Source organism: Psychrobacter sp. H26, assembly GCF_059073035.1.
The window spans coordinates 30,611-48,034 of sequence record NZ_JCACRW010000001.1 but is presented as its reverse complement, the minus strand read 5'-3'; the positions used below and the strand labels follow the sequence as shown (position 1 = coordinate 48,034).

Annotated in this window: 11 protein-coding genes and 1 pseudogene; 8 read left to right on the top strand and 4 right to left on the bottom strand. The window is 44.9% G+C overall.

The window, feature by feature from the left end; all coding sequences use genetic code 11:
• Positions 1-90: 90 nt before the first annotated feature.
• Positions 91-303 carry a hypothetical protein gene (locus tag AC5JPT_RS00195; RefSeq protein WP_443524476.1) on the bottom strand — a complete coding sequence of 71 codons (213 nt, stop codon included), beginning with the start codon at positions 301-303 and terminating at the stop codon, positions 91-93.
• 279 nt (positions 304-582) lie between these two features.
• Here AC5JPT_RS00195 and AC5JPT_RS00190 point away from each other — a divergent pair, with 279 nt between their 5' ends.
• From AC5JPT_RS00190 to AC5JPT_RS00170, 5 genes and pseudogenes are all read left to right on the top strand, one after another.
• A complete protein-coding gene (locus AC5JPT_RS00190; RefSeq protein ID WP_493856628.1) occupies positions 583-2,355 on the top strand; it encodes a TIGR00341 family protein in 1,773 nt (590 codons plus the stop codon).
• A 205-nt stretch (positions 2,356-2,560) separates the two neighbouring features.
• Positions 2,561-5,233, top strand: coding sequence for an alanine--tRNA ligase (alaS, locus tag AC5JPT_RS00185; RefSeq protein WP_493856627.1), 2,673 nt, complete (start codon positions 2,561-2,563; stop codon positions 5,231-5,233).
• Positions 5,234-5,587: 354 nt separating this feature from the next.
• Complete coding sequence (locus tag AC5JPT_RS00180) at positions 5,588-6,874, top strand: aspartate kinase (protein ID WP_319050114.1); 1,287 nt, start codon at positions 5,588-5,590, stop codon at positions 6,872-6,874.
• A 362-nt stretch (positions 6,875-7,236) separates the two neighbouring features.
• A pseudogene (gene csrA / locus AC5JPT_RS00175) lies at positions 7,237-7,404 on the top strand (carbon storage regulator CsrA); the annotation flags it as partial.
• Positions 7,405-7,565: 161 nt separating this feature from the next.
• Positions 7,566-7,940 (top strand): HopJ type III effector protein, encoded by a 375-nt coding sequence (locus AC5JPT_RS00170; RefSeq protein WP_319050113.1) that lies wholly within the window; start codon positions 7,566-7,568, stop codon positions 7,938-7,940.
• 124 nt (positions 7,941-8,064) lie between these two features.
• On the opposite strand, the gene AC5JPT_RS00165 is transcribed toward AC5JPT_RS00170, so the two are convergent.
• On the bottom strand, positions 8,065-8,376 hold the full coding sequence (locus AC5JPT_RS00165) for a YeaC family protein (protein ID WP_493843484.1): 312 nt from the start codon (positions 8,374-8,376) through the stop codon (positions 8,065-8,067).
• A 52-nt stretch (positions 8,377-8,428) separates the two neighbouring features.
• A complete protein-coding gene (locus tag AC5JPT_RS00160) occupies positions 8,429-9,433 on the bottom strand; it encodes an NAD(+) kinase (RefSeq protein ID WP_493856626.1) in 1,005 nt (334 codons plus the stop codon).
• Positions 9,434-9,751: 318 nt separating this feature from the next.
• Here AC5JPT_RS00160 and AC5JPT_RS00155 point away from each other — a divergent pair, with 318 nt between their 5' ends.
• Positions 9,752-10,474, top strand: a complete 723-nt coding sequence (locus AC5JPT_RS00155) for a Bax inhibitor-1/YccA family protein (protein ID WP_058024171.1) — start codon at positions 9,752-9,754, stop codon at positions 10,472-10,474.
• Between the two features lie 120 nt (positions 10,475-10,594).
• On the opposite strand, the gene AC5JPT_RS00150 is transcribed toward AC5JPT_RS00155, so the two are convergent.
• The gene (locus tag AC5JPT_RS00150) at positions 10,595-13,384 is read right to left on the bottom strand and encodes a heavy metal translocating P-type ATPase (protein ID WP_493856625.1); all 2,790 of its coding nucleotides are present in this window, start codon (positions 13,382-13,384) and stop codon (positions 10,595-10,597) included.
• A gap of 539 nt (positions 13,385-13,923) precedes the next feature.
• Here AC5JPT_RS00150 and mrcB point away from each other — a divergent pair.
• Both mrcB and AC5JPT_RS00140 read left to right on the top strand, forming a co-directional pair.
• On the top strand, positions 13,924-16,428 hold the full coding sequence (gene mrcB / locus AC5JPT_RS00145; RefSeq protein WP_493856624.1) for a penicillin-binding protein 1B: 2,505 nt from the start codon (positions 13,924-13,926) through the stop codon (positions 16,426-16,428).
• Between the two features lie 46 nt (positions 16,429-16,474).
• Complete coding sequence (locus AC5JPT_RS00140; RefSeq protein ID WP_493852595.1) at positions 16,475-17,290, top strand: tetratricopeptide repeat protein; 816 nt, start codon at positions 16,475-16,477, stop codon at positions 17,288-17,290.
• Positions 17,291-17,424: the final 134 nt, after the last annotated feature.

Here is a 17,424-nt window from a genome sequence, read left to right as displayed (position 1 = left end):
TTTTATAGAATCACTTTGTTGTAGAGCTGCCTTAGAATCAAAGCGTTTTAGCACAGCTCTTCACTTACAAACCGTAGACTTGATTATTAACTACGCCTCGTAACCTTCCTCATCACCCGTAATGTTGCCAATTTTTTTGGCAAAGAACATCGTTACAGGAATAGAAGCCAAAGCACCCACCGCGACCGCTATTTGCATATGAGCGATCTCATCAAACCCCATAATGAGCGTACCAATGATGACAACGCCTGTGGTGACCGTGCCTGCTATGATGTAAATGACAGCAAATAATGACCAATTCATGATTTAATCCTTACTTTTTTTGTGGGTATAATCTATTTATACTTTAATTCCACAATTTTAGTAAGTATTTAATCTGAATGCTTATATCACCTATATCAGATGACTTTTATTCAAAACCATGTTAGCTTTAAGGTTTTAGATGCATGTTAGTAAACTGCTCTTTTATCACACTCTTACCTATCTATACTCTCCTTTGCCTAATCGCAAAAAACCCCTATACCTTTGTCCGTTTATCATTACAATAGTGACTTTCTTCATTCGTTGAGAAAGTTATCTGTTATGACCTCATCTAAAAAAAACGTATCTACTGACTCAGCTCAGCAGAATAAAACTTCAGCCAATGCTGATCCTAAAAACGATCAAGATGCTTTGACTGATTCAGTAGCGGATACGGCGATAAGCGACACTGAAATGACCAACATGACTCAAGAAGCACTAGAAAATGAAGATCTAGCCTGTGCTGAAAACCCTGAAGCCAATGTTAAGATAGAGTCAATCAGTGAAGATGTAGTGGTAGCCACGCTGGAGACAACTGAACCTATGCCCCAGTCCAACTCTGAGCAGCCTAACCCTAATAAGCCCAATTCTGAGCAGTCCAATCCTAAACAGCAGAACCCTGAAGACTCATCTGAATCCCAATCAGATTTCTTTCAGTCAGATGCGACTGATACATCAGAGATGAGCGCTCAAGACAAAAAAAATGCTGACATAACGGAATCAACAGACGACGACCTAACTGTCGATGCTCAACACGCACCCGTAGACAGCTCTGATGAGCAAGCAGACAGTCAAGCGAAAACGAATAATACATTGAAAGATGAAAGTGTACATGAGCACGATAGTTTGCAAAGCGATGATCAATACAATAATCAAAGTAACGATCAGGACGAGGAACAAGACAACAGCCCCAATGTAGATGAACATAAAGAACACGAAAGCGATGAAGAAGAAGTTCAGGAAGAAAAAGAAGCCAAGCTTGAGTCTTATAAGCAGTTTGTCGCTGAGCAGTTCAATAACAAAAAAGTAGATTATCCAGAGGTGCGGGTTAGGATTGAAGCCAACGCGCTGCCCAGCAGAATGTACTTCATTATGAATATCCTCTCTGCCATCATCGCAAGCTATGGTCTAGTAACCAACTCGGCAGCGGTCGTAATTGGTGCGATGCTGGTTGCGATGATGCTAGGTCCCATCACTGGCGTCGCGTTAGCGATCATTGACTACCGTATGCCCCTACTACGTAAGTCACTAGTCACCGTGTTTCTGGGGGTGTCATTGGTATTGGTTGTTGGATTCATCGTTGGCTGGCTACACAAAGACCAACCCTTGACCGCTGAAATACTATCGCGTACCCAGCCCACCTCTATGGATCTTATGATTGCATTGGCAGGTGGTACGGCTGGTGCCTATGCGATGGTGTCTCCGCATTTATCAGTCGCGGTAGTCGGCGTTGCAGTAGCCACTGCGTTGGTGCCACCGCTTGCTGCTAGTGGTATTTTATTTGCTAACGGTGAGCTACAGCTTGGATTTGGTGCGCTTTTATTGGCAGTAACCAACATCATTGCTATTCAGTTTACTAATGCACTTGTGTTATGGGTTTTGGGTTTTCGCCGCTTGGTCGACAACGACTATAAATCAAACAACTATCTGACTTTTTTGCAGCGTAACGCGGTGACTTTGTTATTACTGGGTGGTTTGGGTACCTATTTGACCATCAACCTACAGACCAATGCCAAGCAGCAGGTGTTTGAAAGTAGTGTAAAAGAAGCCATCAACAGCTACTTTATCGATCAAGGCAACGTGCTGACCAATACTCAATTTGACACATCAGATGAGAATCAAGTCGTACGTGCAGTCGTACGCGGTGAGACGACACCAACCTCAACCGATGTCCGTAAAATCGAGGCAGTCATTACCCAAGATATGGTAGACAATTTTCCTGAGTATCTACCCATCAAGTTGCAATTACGCTATCTGCCCGTGCAAGTGATTGAGTCTGACCCCGTGATAAAAGATAAACTAGATGAAACTGATGCTGCTATTTTGACCAACTAGCTTGTCCATTGGACTGACCTGGTTGCACGATTGGCTTGTTTAAACCGCCAATCTTGATGCGCTACCAATCAAGCAGCGGTAAGCATGCGCATAATAACCTAGCAGTTATAACTCTTGTACCAAGAGCTTAGGCGTTTGTGCTAAAATCGCTTGCAAAATTATTTTATGTTATTTACTCAATTCTATCCGTCAGTAAGGAGCCGCTGTGAGCCAGCCATTTCGCTCAGCCGATATTCGCCAAGCCTTTATCGATTTTTTCATAAGCAAGCAGCACACCCAAGTTTCATCGTCTAGCTTGATTCCTCATAATGACCCGACATTACTATTTACCAATGCCGGTATGAATCAGTTCAAAGAAACCTTTTTGGGTATGGAACCACGTGACTACACCCGTGCTGTAACTTCTCAAAAGTGCGTCCGTGCTGGCGGCAAGCATAACGATCTAGATAATGTCGGCTACACTGCCCGCCATCATACGTTCTTTGAAATGCTAGGCAACTTCTCATTTGGCGATTACTTCAAACAAGCAGGTATCGAGTATATCTGGGAGTTTTTGACCTCAAATGAGTGGCTAGCCATTGATAAGGATCGTCTGTACGTCACCATTTATGAAACCGATGATGAAGCGTTTGAGATTTGGAATAAAAACATCGGTATTCCAAGCGATCGCATCATTCGTATTGGCGATAACAAAGGTGCGCCTTACGCTTCTGATAATTTTTGGACCATGGGTGATACTGGTCCTTGTGGTCCTTGTACCGAAGTCTTTTATGACCACGGCGCCGATATCGAAGGCGGTTTGCCAGGTACTCCTGAAGAAGATGGCGACCGCTTTATTGAGATTTGGAACTGTGTCTTCATGCAGTTTAATCGTCAAAAAGACGGCACTCTATTACCGCTACCAGCACCCAGTGTCGATACAGGCATGGGACTTGAGCGTATTAGTGCCATCATGCAAGGCGTCCATGGCAACTATGAGATCGACCTATTTGTCCATTTGATGAATGCGGCGGCTGAAATCCTAGAGATTGATAATGAACAGCAGTCATCACTAAAAGTCATTGCCGACCATATTCGTGCCGTAGCGTTTTTGATTGCTGATGGCGTTACGCCAAGCAATGAAGGTCGTGGCTATGTCCTACGCCGCGTCATTCGCCGTGCCGTACGTCATGGCAACAAACTTGGTGCAGATAGTGAGTTTTTCTACAAAATGGTGGCGCCGCTCGTCGCAGAAATGGGTAGCGCTTATCCAGATCTAAAAGAAAAACAAACTGCCATCGAAAGTGCCATTCAAAAAGAAGAAGCACAGTTTGCTAAAACATTAGCCCAAGGTTTGCGTTTGCTTGCCAGCGAACTTGAAGGCTTACAAGATGGCGATACGCTATCTGGTGAAGCTGCCTTTAAGCTTTACGATACTTACGGATTCCCACTCGATTTGACTGCCGATATCACTCGTGAGCGCGGTATTGTCATTGACGAAGCAGAATTTGATGAGCATATGCAAGCGCAGCGTGAGCGTGCCCGTGATGCTGGCAAATTCGACGTTGATTACAGCAGCGTCATCCAAGTAGAAACGCCAACGACATTTATCGGCTATGAGCAGCTTGAAGAAGAAGGTGTCACTGTTGATGCACTTTACCAAGGTGGTAACCCAGCAGACAGCTTAACAGAAGGCATGGAAGGCGTTGTCGTACTTGATCGCACCCCATTCTATGCAGAAGGCGGCGGTCAAGTTGGTGAGCTTGGTGAAATTCGTACCGAATCAGGCGTTTTTGAAGTGCAAGACACCAAAAAGTCTGGGCAGGCGATTATTCATTATGGTGTCGTGACTATGGGTGAGATTAGCCCTAAGCAGACGGCTGACGCTCATGTACTCTCAAGCATCCGTGCCGCTAGTGCAAAAAACCATTCTGCTACTCACCTATTACATGCAGCGCTAAGAGAAGTATTAGGTGATGCGGTTACGCAAAAAGGCTCATTGGTCTCAAGCGAAGTACTACGTTTTGATTTTGCCTACGACAAGCCTGTCAGTGCTGCTGAAATCGCGCGTGTCGAACGCCTCGTCAATGAGCAAATCCAAGCCAACACCCCTGCCCGTATCGAGCACATGTCGATTGATGAGGCCATGAACCAAGGCGCTATGGCACTGTTTGGCGAAAAATACGGTAGCGATGTTCGTGTCCTAACCATGGGTACAGACAGTATCGTAGACGGTCAGCGCAAGCCGTTCTCTATTGAGCTATGCGGTGGTCTACATGTGCAGCGCACGGGCGATATCGGCGTGCTAAAGATCACCAGTGAATCAGGTATCGCTGCTGGTATTCGTCGAGTTGAAGCAGTTACTGGCATGAACGCGGTCAAAAACATGCAGCAAAGCGAGCAGCAACTGGGTGAATTGGCAAGTCAGCTCAAAGTAAAACGTCCTGAAGTGGCACAGCGTGTACGCACCATGGCAGATAAGCAGCGCGATCTTGAAAAACAACTAGAGCGTCTGCAACAAAAGATGGCCAGTGCTCAAGCAGCTAACTTACTTGATGATGTGCAGACTATCGCAGGTACACCAGTTCTTATCAGCACCCTAAGCGGCATCGATGGTAAATCTATCCGTACGCTGATGGACGATATCAAATCAAAACTACCTGATAGCGTGATTGTACTCGTCGGTGATAAAGACGAGCAGTTGGCGCTCGCAGCGAGCGTAGCGAAGTCTGTCACTGCTAAGATAAAAGCTGGTGATATCATACGTCATTTGGCGAGTGAGCTTGGTGGTAAAGGCGGCGGTAAGCCTGATTACGCCCAAGGCGGCGCGCCGAAGTCTAGCAACACCAACGCGGTCGTTAGCGCTCTACCTGCTTGGATTAAAACCCAGCTTAGCTAAGCTAGTGAATATTAGACCAGCGAATATATTGGTACAGCGCGTCATAATGTACCTTATATTTACTGCATAGCTTTACTCGACTACGCACCAAATACGCGATTGGTTATAACCACTATAACCAATCGCCATATATCTAGGCAGTACTGAGACTTAAAGTTGTGCTGTAGATATGGTATAAAGGTCAACGTTTGGGCATGTTTTTCGTTCATTGAAGGTGGTAGACACAACCAGATGAACAAAAACCTAGGGCATCACTTTTATAATCTGGCTTTATGTATACAAGCATTGATAAGTCTCACATTGACACTCATCACTGATCATAAAAAGTCATTATTGAATAATAGGTAGATTTTTATGGCGTTAATAGTACAAAAATACGGCGGCACCTCGATGGGCAGTATCGACCGCATCAAAAACGTCGCCAAACGAGTCAAACGCTGGCATGACAATGGTCACCAAGTGGTCGTTGTGGTTTCAGCTATGAGCGGCGAAACCAACCGCTTAATTGATTTAGCACGCCAAATTAGCAACAACCCTGACGCACGTGAATACGACCAAATGGTCTCAACGGGTGAGCAAGTCTCTATCTCTCTACTCGCTATGGCGATTAAAGAGCTTGGTATTGGTGCTCGCTCATTTACTGGTCGTCAAGTCGCTATCAAAACTGACAACGCCCATAATAAAGCACGTATCGAAAGCATCGATGATAAAAACATACGCGAGCAACTAGATGCTGGCAATATCGTTATTGTGGCAGGCTTTCAAGGTATTGATGAAGCAGGCAACGCGACCACACTCGGACGCGGTGGTTCTGATACGACAGGTGTGGCGATTGCAGCAGCTCTGGGTGCTGATGAATGTCAGATCTATACTGATGTCGATGGCGTCTATACCACTGACCCTCGCGTAACTTCAAAAGCCAAAAAACTTGAGAAAATCACTTTTGAAGAAATGCTAGAGATGGCAAGCCTTGGTTCAAAGATTCTACAAATTCGTTCAGTAGAGTTTGCTGGTAAGTACGGTGTACCACTACGCGTACTATCTAGCTTTGATGAAAATACTGATGGCAGCTTTGACCAAGAATTTCAAGACAATGTGGGCACCCTAATTACGATAGACGAAGGAGACAATATGGAACAGGCAATCATCTCAGGTATCGCGTTTAATCGAGACGAAGCAAAAATTTTAGTACGCGGTGTGCCCGACCATCCTGGTATCGCCTCTGCTATCTTGAGTCCTATTGGCCGCGCTAATATCGAAATCGATATGATTGTCCAAAATCTATCAGACAATGGCACCACTGACTTTACCTTTACCGTCAACCGCACTGACTTGGACAAGACCCTAAAAGTGCTCAATGAAGAAGTTAAAGACGAGATTGGTGCCAAAGAAATCTCAGGCAATAGCGAAGTCGTCAAGGTCTCATTAGTCGGTGTTGGTATGCGCTCACACGCAGGTGTCGCCAGCCTAATGTTCCAGACATTGGCTGAAAACAACATCAATATCCAAATGATATCGACCAGCGAAATCAAAGTGTCTGTACTGATTCAAGACCAGCACTTAGAAAAAGCCGTCAAGTCATTACATACTGCATTTGGCCTTGACCGTGAAGACGGCGAAAGCAAAATCGCTGGGCTATAATCTTCAAAAACTGTTAAAATACCGCCTGAGCATTGTCGGTAATTTGTCCAGTGCTACTGATATATTGATATAATACTCAAATAAAATAGGATCTCTTTAGGTCCTATTTTTATTTTTTGCCCTAGCTGAAATGAGCACTTACCTAATAGTTTTGTGAAAAAACCGTGACAGTATCTGTTATGCCACCTATAATGGGGCTTTCATTTGGGCTAAATGAATCTACCTATCGTTACCGTTATGAGCACGATGTCGAGCATTGTAATTATTGATACATTGCTTGCTTAGTGCTACGGTAATGTTCTGCAATTGAGAAGTAATCTGATGAGTAATAATTTGTTGATGCGACATAAGGAGTGTGACGCATGTTAATTTTGACACGCCGCGTGGGCGAAACGCTAATGATTGGCGATGAAGTCAGTGTGACGGTTTTGGGCGTCAAAGGCAATCAAGTACGTATCGGTGTAAACGCACCAAAAGATATTGCCGTACATCGCGAAGAGATTTATCAACGTATTCAGCATGAGCGTTCTGTACAGTCGCAAATGCAGCATCTTGAGCAAGGCAACTTTTCGCCTTCATTCGATGACGAAGACTATTTCAATCGCTAATTTATAATACTTAGTGCTCAGCTGCTATTGGGTATTAATAAGTACTATATTGTTTTTTTAATCTGCTCTGAGGTCATTTATTTATGAGTATCCGCCAATCAGATATATCGGCACTACTTAATGGTTTGAACAAAAAAGCCATTGGATTCAATGATGTCATCAGCTTTATTGATGATTTTTATCGCTATGCGCCTGCCCCATTCGTCAATGGGATGGTACATAATGCAGCTGGTGAAAACGAAGGTAGTGCAAAGATTTTTGGTTTTGCTAAGCATCATGGTTTGAACCAGCTGGACACGCTAAAACTATTTGGCGAACACTATGCCAAAGTGCAAGCAACGCCTAATGGTACTGATCACGCCAACATTCGTAACTTTTTGCATTGGGGCTGGCAGGGATTTTTGATGCAGAAAAACCCACTAACGGTTCGTCCTAGTGTCGACACGACTGCAATTTAAGCATGTGTTGTGATTAGAACACTATAAAGTAAAAAAGCCACGCTAATGAGCGTGGCTTTTTTGTGATGTCTGTATTTACGGCTATTACAGACCTCCCTATTTGTAGGTCTATTTATCACAAAACTTATTTATCACGAAATTTGACAGGCTGCACGGCACCTTTAGGGTTCGGCATATTAGGATAATGATGTTCATGCTCGACATCACATTCAGCACCAACCACTGAACCGTCGTCTTTTACTGGTTTGTGGATATAACCAGTACGTTCAGCAGGCGGTAGATGCTCATGCTCCCATACCATTACCGCTTGCATACAAGTGTCGCGCTGCTCAGCAGTAATTTTGCGACCATCAGGCCATTTGCCCAGCTCAATCGCCATACGGAATTTATCGACTACCTCAGGCGTTAGACTTGCTAGTATTGTTTGTTTATCCATTTTGCCTACTCCACTGCGATTTTTGGATCATACTTCTACATAAAAGACTGACTTATTCATCGTCCATAATATCATCATCGACATCAAGACTGAATTCTTCAGCGTGGACATTCCAGTGTAACTTTGTCCGGCACGCTTCATAAAAATCAAACCCAGGTGGGTGCAACAAAGTCAGTTTGTCAGGGTGCTTACGAATATGTAAGCGTTGCTCTTGTTCGAGCGGTACACTGGGTTTACCGTCTGCACTAACCATCGGCTGCGTACGGTTGTCTTCGTGAATGCGAATACAAACTTCACTATTACCGCTGACCACAATTGGGCGACTAGATAAGGTATGAGGATGCATAGGCACGAGACAAATGGCATCCATACTAGGATGTATAATGGGACCACCACCAGATAGCGCATAAGCAGTCGAGCCTGTCGGTGTTGCTGCTATTAGCCCGTCACTATGCTGTCTATATACATCGTGTCCGTCAATTTTCATCTGAAAATCAATCATATGTACCGACTTGCCAGCATGCAACACGATATCATTGAGCGCCATATCCTCATGGACTATTTCGCGCCCTTCTCGTATTTCCATCGTAAGCAAAAACCGATGATCCAGCTGATAGTCTCCCATCAACACCTGACGCAGTTTAAACGCCGCTTCATCAGGCTTTACATCTGCCAAAAACCCTAAACGGCCACGGTTAACTCCCAATACAGGCACACGGTAACGTGCTAATGCTTCAGCAGCATGTAGTATCGAGCCATCACCACCGACCACAATAACCAAGTCGCAAATCTCACCAATTAAGCCACGCTTTACGATTTTGACTTTTTCTATGTTTATAAGATCCAGTGTGGGCAAATTGGCAGTTTGTACATCCATGATCAATGTCAAATTCATGTCATTGATGGTTTGGGCGATCTGCACCAGACTTTGAGTGACGCTGCGTTTACCAGCGCGGCCCATCAGCCCAATACGCCTAAAAGCAGGGTTCTTGATAGCGTGGAATAGCTCTGATTCATGTAAGTGTGGCAATCTTGCTGACTGCGCTGAGTTTTCCATAAAACGACTCGGTATAACGGTGAAGTACAGGGCAATGATAGCGATAAATGCGCGCTTAGACTAGCATGTTTCTCAATTATCGTTGTTAACTGTCGTAACTGACCCCATATAAAAGCTATCAAATGACTTACTTAGCCTTACTTGCCTGCCCAATATACGCACAAGCGTGCAGCAGTTTGATACGTGAGCTACTGACACTACTAGACAGCTAGGAAGACAGTCACAATGACTGTCACGCAAACACAGTTGACAATAATGGCGGTTTTGCTAAAGTAGCTAACATCTCTATTTTCATATTTTATTATTAAGGATTTATGTATGGCCAATCCTATTGTCAGTCGCGCAGAACTTGCGATCGGCGGTAATCCAATGACGGTCAAGGGTGTTATTCAAAAGACCAGCCTATTACTTGGATTATCAGCTATTACTGGTGTGGGCTTTTTCTTTTATGCGCTTATGGCAGGTTTATCGCAAGGTTTTATTACCATGGCAGCCTTCGGTAGTATGATTGCTGCGTTTGTTCTTGCCCTTTTTATCACTTTCAAGCCACAAAAAGCCAAGACGTTGGCGGTGCCTTATGCCTTGTTAGAAGGTATCTTTTTGGGCGGTATCTCACTGTTTTTTATGAGAATGTATCCGACTGTACCAGTAACTGCGATGTGTGCAACGTTCGTCACAGCGGCAGTCATGCTAGGCCTCTATCGCTCAGGTTTGGTTAAGGTCACTGAAAAGTTCCGCTCTATTGTGACCTCAGCCGTTATTGCCATTATGCTTGTATACGTCGCACAATGGGTGCTTTCTCTAGCATTTGGTTCAACACTACCGTTCTTGTTTGAAGGCGGTGCTATCGCTATTGGCTTTAGCTTGTTTGTGATTGTTATCGCTTCTTTTACGCTATTATTAGATTTTGACAATATCGATCGCGGCGTTGCGATGGGTATCTCAGAAGACTATGAATGGTTATTCAGCATCGGTATACTAGCGACTCTAGTCTGGATGTATATCGAATTCATGCGTCTATTGAGCTACTTACAAGACTAATTCGAACAACTGTCTGATAGCAACTCTGTATAAAAACCGCCTTAACTACTTATAGTTGAAGGCGGTTTTTTTATGGCTGAATGTTGCAGGCTCGTTTAACGCGAGTGCGTTCTGAGGTGACTAAGCACGTTTCAGACGCAGCGCATTTAACACGACAAACAATGAGCTAAGCGACATACCAATAGCAGCAAGCCATGGTGGTACATAACCTAAAGCCGCTGGTATCAGGACAATACTGTTGTAAGCGAGCGCCCAGCGGAAATTTTGCTTAATGATGCGCTCTGTTTTATCAGAAATACGTTTAGCAGCTGTGATGGCCTCTATTTGACCGTTTAGGATAATACTATCACTAGATACTTGTGCCAGATCTGCCGCACCAGCAATCGAGGTGGACACGTCTGCTGCTGCCAATACTGGCGCATCATTGATGCCATCACCAACCATCAATACGACCGCGCCTTTGGCTTGCAGCTGCTGAATATGATTGACCTTGTCCGTCGGAGATAGACCATTATAGGCAGCCTGCATTCCTAAGCTATCAGCCATCGTCAGCGCTTGCGGGCTTGGATCTCCTGTTAGCATCACAGACTCGATACCTAGCCCTTTTATAGTATTAAGCATCGTTTGAGCACTATCTCGCACTTTATCATTAAAATAAAAGCATGCCAGCGCCTGCCAGCCATTGGTATTTGCTTTTTGGCAAGACAAAACAACAGCTGAGCTCGCGCGATGAGTCAGTAAATCGATGGTCAAATCATTGTTTTTTTCAATACTATTTATATCACTGTTCAAAGCGAAACCTTCATGACCGATGCGATATCTCATACCATCAATCATTGCTTCCACACCGCCTGCCGGATAGTGCTGTACTGCCTGCGTCGTTGGTAGATGTAATTGATAAGCAGCAGTTAGCAGAGCGTGTGCAATCGGGTGACGACTGCCGACTTCTAAGGCAGCTGCAATTGCCAATAGCTTATCTTTTTGCGCTATTGACGACCCATCATCCGTTTCTGTCTGATCTATTGGTGCCACCAGTTCAATATGTAATAGATTTGGCTTACCGTAGGTCAGCGTTCCTGTTTTATCAAAAGCAATATGAGTGATTTCAGCCAGCGTCTGTAGCGTATGCCCACGAGTCGTCAAAAAACCATAACTGGCTAAGCGATTGGTGGAAACAGTCAACGCTATTGGCGTCGCCAATGATAGCGCACAGGGACAAGTAGCGACCAATACAGCGACCGTTGCCCAAATAGCCTGACTTGGATCGACGATATACCAGCCAACAAATACTAAGACTGATAACACTAAAATACGGGCGACAAACCAACGTGCCAGCTTATCCGCTTGCTGTGCCAGTTTGGGCTTTTCACTCATCGCTCGGTTCATTAGCCTATCGATGAGACCTATCTGACTGTCTTGTGGTAGCGCTGTAACTAGCATCTCAAACGGTTGGCTATCGTTTTGGGCGCCGCCGACGATATAATCGCCTTGGGTCTTGATGATTAAGTCACCCTCGCCCGTCAGTAAGCTCTGTGACACGGTTGCTGTCGAGCTCAGCAAGATACCGTCACTGATAATCTCAGAACCTGCCTCAACCAAAATAACATCACCCACTTGCAAGCTGTGAACCGTCACCATTTGCTTTGACGCTACATCACCTTCTAACTGTGAGATTGCATTTTTTTGATTACGAGAGTGCTGCCACTCTTGCGCAATATCTGATGTGAGCTGATGGACATCCGCATCTATCTTCTGCATAAAGTTAGGCATCACGTCAGTTGCAGAGACTGCCACCTCATGAGACTCATTTTCGATACTGTCATCTTGCTGAGCGCTATTGCCCCTAAGCTGCTGCAAGATACGCGCTGCCGCTGCTTTGTCTTCAGCCACTTTTTGGACCAATACAGGCTCGACCACGACCAAATCATTAGCCATAGTGGCAGCTTTTAGACGTGCATTGTGCTCGATATAACGCCCTGCTAATAAAAAGAATATAAACATACTAACTGAGTCGTAGTACGTCTCCCCTTGCCCAGTAACGGTGGCATAGAGGCTGGCAAAAAAAGTGATAATCAGCGCCAGACTGACTGGTACATCCATATTTACTTGACGTGCCCGAATCGCCGACCACGCTGAGGTAAAGAACGGGATACCTGCATAAAAGAAAACAGGCGTGCTCACAAATAACGATACCCAACGCAAAAAGTCGCGCTGGAATATCAACATATCGCTATATTCACCAAAATAAAGTGCAACAGCGTACATCATCGCCTGCATCGAACCCAATGCTGCAATACCGAGACGCAAGAGCATTTGGTTATTATGACGTGCCAGCATGGCCTCATGAGTATCTTGCCGATAAGGCTTGGCTTCGTAGCCGATTTCATTAATGACCGCCAGAATGCGACTGATTGGCAGCATGTCCTCATTCCAGACGACGCGCATACGCTGATTGGTCAGATTTACCTGACACTTACTGATGCCTTGTAGCTCATCAAGACGCGATTCAATGAGCCACGTACAAGCAGCACAGCGCAAGTTATTAACAGACAACTCGGCAACTGACAGTTCATCTTGCGCATAGACGAACTGCGACTTTATTTCATCATGATCGTAGACTTCAAGGCGCGTTAGCTGGGTTGGCAAGCTTGCTGTACGATTGATCTCCGAACGGTCAAGGTAATATTGTTCAAGACCTGCCTCTACGATACTCTGCGCTGCTAGCTGACAGCCCATACAGCACATCTCACGCGACTTACCTAATATCTCAGCATGAAACGGTGGCTGCGGTACAGGATCGCCGCAATGGAAGCAGTGATCAGCCAATGGAAGCACTAATCCTTCAATAATAGAGTTATCTTCGTAGGAATGAGTTGTGGTAGATGCTACAGATGATGAGGTACTAGACATAGTCGGCGCTTACTTCCTTTGACAAGCTTACTCAAAACGTACTCACTAAAAGCAAGCTTGCTGTTATTGACTATCAATTAAATAAGAACAGTCATTTTTGACGATACTGACATTACTACTGGTTGAAACTGTTACTAATTGGAGTTGCTACTCGTTGAGATTACTATTGATTGCGACTGCTATTAATCGAGACTGCTATTAATTGATATTGATATTGATATTGCTACTGTTAGCACAAACTAAACAGCAGAAGGCTGATTGTAAAAACAAAACCCAAAGGCTGTTTCATACAAATTACATCGTTGCAGCAATAATAAATTGTTATCCTATATACGTTTATCAACGCTATACAAGTTGCTCATACCTCACTGCTCTTACCAGTGTTTCAGTTAAGATTATACTACAAGCAATCACCCTAGACAGTAACATCAGCACTGCTCTGATACCAATGAATGCGCCCGTTGACGATGATAGATTGAAAAATTCATCAATTTGCGTCATTATGAGGCAGTTTTTTATCCAAAAATGGTGCGACGTCCGTGCAAAAATCCAATTTTAAGTTATTAAATACTAAGTCAGCCCCATCATCTAGGCCTGCTATAAGTACATTACCTTCACAGCAGCGCGGCTTGGTGTTTAGTAGCCTTCTATTAATTGTTATCATCGCAGGCATGGTGCTCTTGGCACTGTACCTGATCAAACTTGATCGCACCATTACCCATAAGTTTGAAGGTAAGCGCTGGGATATTCCAGCCAAAGTATACTCGCAACCACTTGAGCTGTATCAAGGCGCCAACGTCGATAGAGATACGATGAAGACGTGGCTAGAATTGCTTAATTATCAGAGCAATAAAGCTTACGACCGTACTGGTACTTATCATAGATCAGGCAATACTTATTTTATCCATACACGCGGCTTTACTTATAGTTCCAGTGACAAAGATGCTGAGCAAGTCATCAAAATGACGATTGCTAATAATAAAGTGGACTCTATTCAAAGTACCGTACCTGCCAAAAGCGGCATCATACGTCTAGAGCCGGTGAATATCGGTGGTATCTATCCTGATAGTAATGAAGATCGAATGGTGGTGTCTTTAGATGACGTGCCTCAGCCATTGATTGACGCTTTGATTGCCACCGAAGATCGCGCATTTTATGAGCATAAAGGCGTCTCGATACGTGGTATCGCTCGTGCTGTTTACAATAACTTTTCTGGTGGTGCAAGACAGGGCGGCTCAACCATTACCCAGCAGCTTATCAAAAACTTTTATCTCAACTCAGATCGCACCATAAAGCGCAAAGCCAACGAAGCGTTAATGGCAGTATTACTTGAGCTGCATTACAGCAAAGATGAGATCCTACAAACCTATTTGAATGAGATTTATTTGGGTCAAAACGGTAACCGTTCTATAAACGGTTTTGGATTGGCCGCACAATTTTATTTTGACAAACCGCTCAATGAACTGCGCTTAGATCAGCAAGCCATGCTAGTCGGTATGGCAAAGGGACCAAGTATTTATAACCCTCGCCGCAACCCAAACGATTCAAAAGCACGCCGTGATGTGGTACTTAATAACATGCTCACAGTGGGCACGCTAAGCCAAGAGGATTACGATAAAGCCTTAGAGCAGCCTCTTGGTATCGTGGACAAACCTGCCGAAGGCAAAAGCCAGTTCCCTGACTTTTTGGATATCGTTAAACGCGAGCTCAACACTGTTTACTATTCAGACGATCTCAAAAACGAAGGTCTCATTATTATCAGCACCTTAGACCCTATCGCGCAATTAGCAGCAGATAAAGCAGTTGATAAGAAACTTGGTGAACTGCGCCGTAGCGGTAGCAAAACTAAAGACTTGCAAGGGGCGCTCGTCAGTGCCAACCCGGAGACTGGTGAACTGGTTTCTGTCGTCGGTAGTGGCAGTGAGTTCACAGGATTCAACCGTGCTGTTGATGCCAAACGCCAAGTTGGTTCTTTATTGAAGCCTATTATTTATATGACAGCGCTTGAGAGTGGTCGTTATAACTTGGCAAGCTCAGTGGATGACTCCCCTATCACAGTCAACCTAAGCGATGGTACCGACTGGAATCCCAAAAACTATGACAACCGCGATCATGGCTATGTACCTTTTACCACAGGATTATCGCAATCTTATAACCAATCTGCGGTACGTCTGGGTATGGAATTTGGGGTTGATACCTTTGCCAAACAATTACGCCGTATGGGAGTTGAAGAAAAGATACCACCGTACCCATCAGCACTGTTAGGTTCTGTCAATCTTAGCCCAATGGATATGCTGGGTATTTATCAGGTCTTTGCCACTGGTGGTTTCCGCACCCCTATTCATAGTATTCGTACGGTTATTGACGATCGTGGGCGTATTTTGCAGCGTACTGGATTGAACACTCAGCGTAGCATTCCACCTGAGACCAACTTTTTGACGAACTATGCGCTACAGCAGGTGGTTTCAAACGGTACCGCCAGACGTGCCCAGTCGCTTGGTAGCAATCTAAACCTTGCTGGTAAAACGGGAACGACGAATGATTACCGTGATGCTTGGTTTGCAGGCTATAGCGGCAACTATGTCAGTGTGGTTTGGGTTGGCCGTGATGACAACAAACCTATTGGCCTGAGCGGTGGTACTGGTGCGCTTCCTGTCTGGGTTGACTACATGAATCGTCTAAAACTCACCCCTGTAGCGTTACCAGAACCAGAAGGTATAGAATGGTTGTGGTTAGAGAACAACTCAGGCAAGCTGTCTAATGAGCGCTGTGCCAATGCGCGCTATTTACCAGTCATGTCCGCGTATCTACCAGAAGAAGCCAGTAGCTGTGCGCTGAGTTTGTACCAACAAGATCGTGCCCGTGAGCAAACGCAATTCCAGAGCCAGCAAGGTGCCATCAATCAGCAGCGTCGCCGTGAAGGTTTAGAGATTCCAAATGGTGAAGCAGTTGAGAACACGGATTCAGAAAACAGCAATGAGCAAGACAATGGTAACGAAGAACGCGCTGATACTTGGTACGACCGTGCTGTTGAATGGTTCTAACGTTATTTTTGATATTTAGCTTTTAATATTTAAAAAAGGTCTCGACATGATCCCATCTTTACAGCAATTTGCCACTGTTAAAGAAGAAGTGACTCAGTGGCGCCAAAAGCTGATGTCAGCCAACACTTTGCTTGTAGGTGGTGCCTTAGCCGGCATGCTGAGTCTCAGCGCTTGTCAGACCGTACCCAGTACGTCGACAACTGCGACAAACACAGTACCGATACAGACAATCCCATCATCACAGCCGCCAGTTGCAAGCACAACAATCATCACCCAGGCGCCCATTGTTGACGTAGATGATGAAAATGAGTATCCAGTTGAGCCTTATATCCCACCTGAGCAGCTCGAGTCGCCAAACCCATTGACGCAAGAGGCGCCTATATTTGAGCCCTCTACTCCAGTAACGACAGAGCCTGACCTAGGCATTGCCGTACCCTCGCGTAATGACTATATCATCTCTGAGCCATCAGCACCCTCCCACAACGATTTACTGGAGCAGGCACGAAAAAACTCGCAACAACGGGCGCAACAGTCGACCAGCAACAACAGTACATTGCCTGCATTTCGTAACTTGATGCAGGTCGGTATCAATCAGCTAAAAGCCGGTCAACTGACCAACGCCGAAAATAGCTTCACTCGCGCACAGCGTTTGGCACCTAAATCATCCGCCGTGTACTTCTATTTGGCCCAAGTCGCCTTGAAAAAGAACCAACCACGCAAGGCAGAAGCAATGGCGCGGCGCGGTCTTAGTGTGTCACAAGATGCCAATCGCAGACGGGCACTGTGGCAAATTATCTTACAATCAGGTCAAGCCCAAGGTAATTCACGCGTTATCAATGAAGCAAGGCGAGCTTTGCGCTGATAGGCAGGTAGCTAGTTAATAGACAGGTATCTAACTGGTAGGTATCTACTCAGAAACTTATAAAATTTCGCATTATTATTTGACAGATATTTGGCGTCCCACTTTCGACACCAAATAACTGTCTTTCATTCAAA

Bases quoted from the DNA above. Each gene is read 5' to 3' on its own strand.
- AC5JPT_RS00180 (WP_319050114.1), top strand. From the start codon at position 5,588: ATGGCGTTAATAGTACAAAAATACGGCGGCACCTCGATGGGCAGTATC.
- AC5JPT_RS00170 (WP_319050113.1), top strand. From the start codon at position 7,566: ATGAGTATCCGCCAATCAGATATATCGGCACTACTTAATGGTTTGAAC.
- AC5JPT_RS00160 (WP_493856626.1), bottom strand. From the start codon at position 9,433: ATGGAAAACTCAGCGCAGTCAGCAAGATTGCCACACTTACATGAATCA.
- AC5JPT_RS00140 (WP_493852595.1), top strand. From the start codon at position 16,475: ATGATCCCATCTTTACAGCAATTTGCCACTGTTAAAGAAGAAGTGACT.
- AC5JPT_RS00195 (WP_443524476.1), bottom strand. From the start codon at position 303: ATGAATTGGTCATTATTTGCTGTCATTTACATCATAGCAGGCACGGTC.
- AC5JPT_RS00165 (WP_493843484.1), bottom strand. From the start codon at position 8,376: ATGGATAAACAAACAATACTAGCAAGTCTAACGCCTGAGGTAGTCGAT.
- AC5JPT_RS00155 (WP_058024171.1), top strand. From the start codon at position 9,752: ATGGCCAATCCTATTGTCAGTCGCGCAGAACTTGCGATCGGCGGTAAT.
- AC5JPT_RS00150 (WP_493856625.1), bottom strand. From the start codon at position 13,384: ATGTCTAGTACCTCATCATCTGTAGCATCTACCACAACTCATTCCTAC.
- AC5JPT_RS00190 (WP_493856628.1), top strand. From the start codon at position 583: ATGACCTCATCTAAAAAAAACGTATCTACTGACTCAGCTCAGCAGAAT.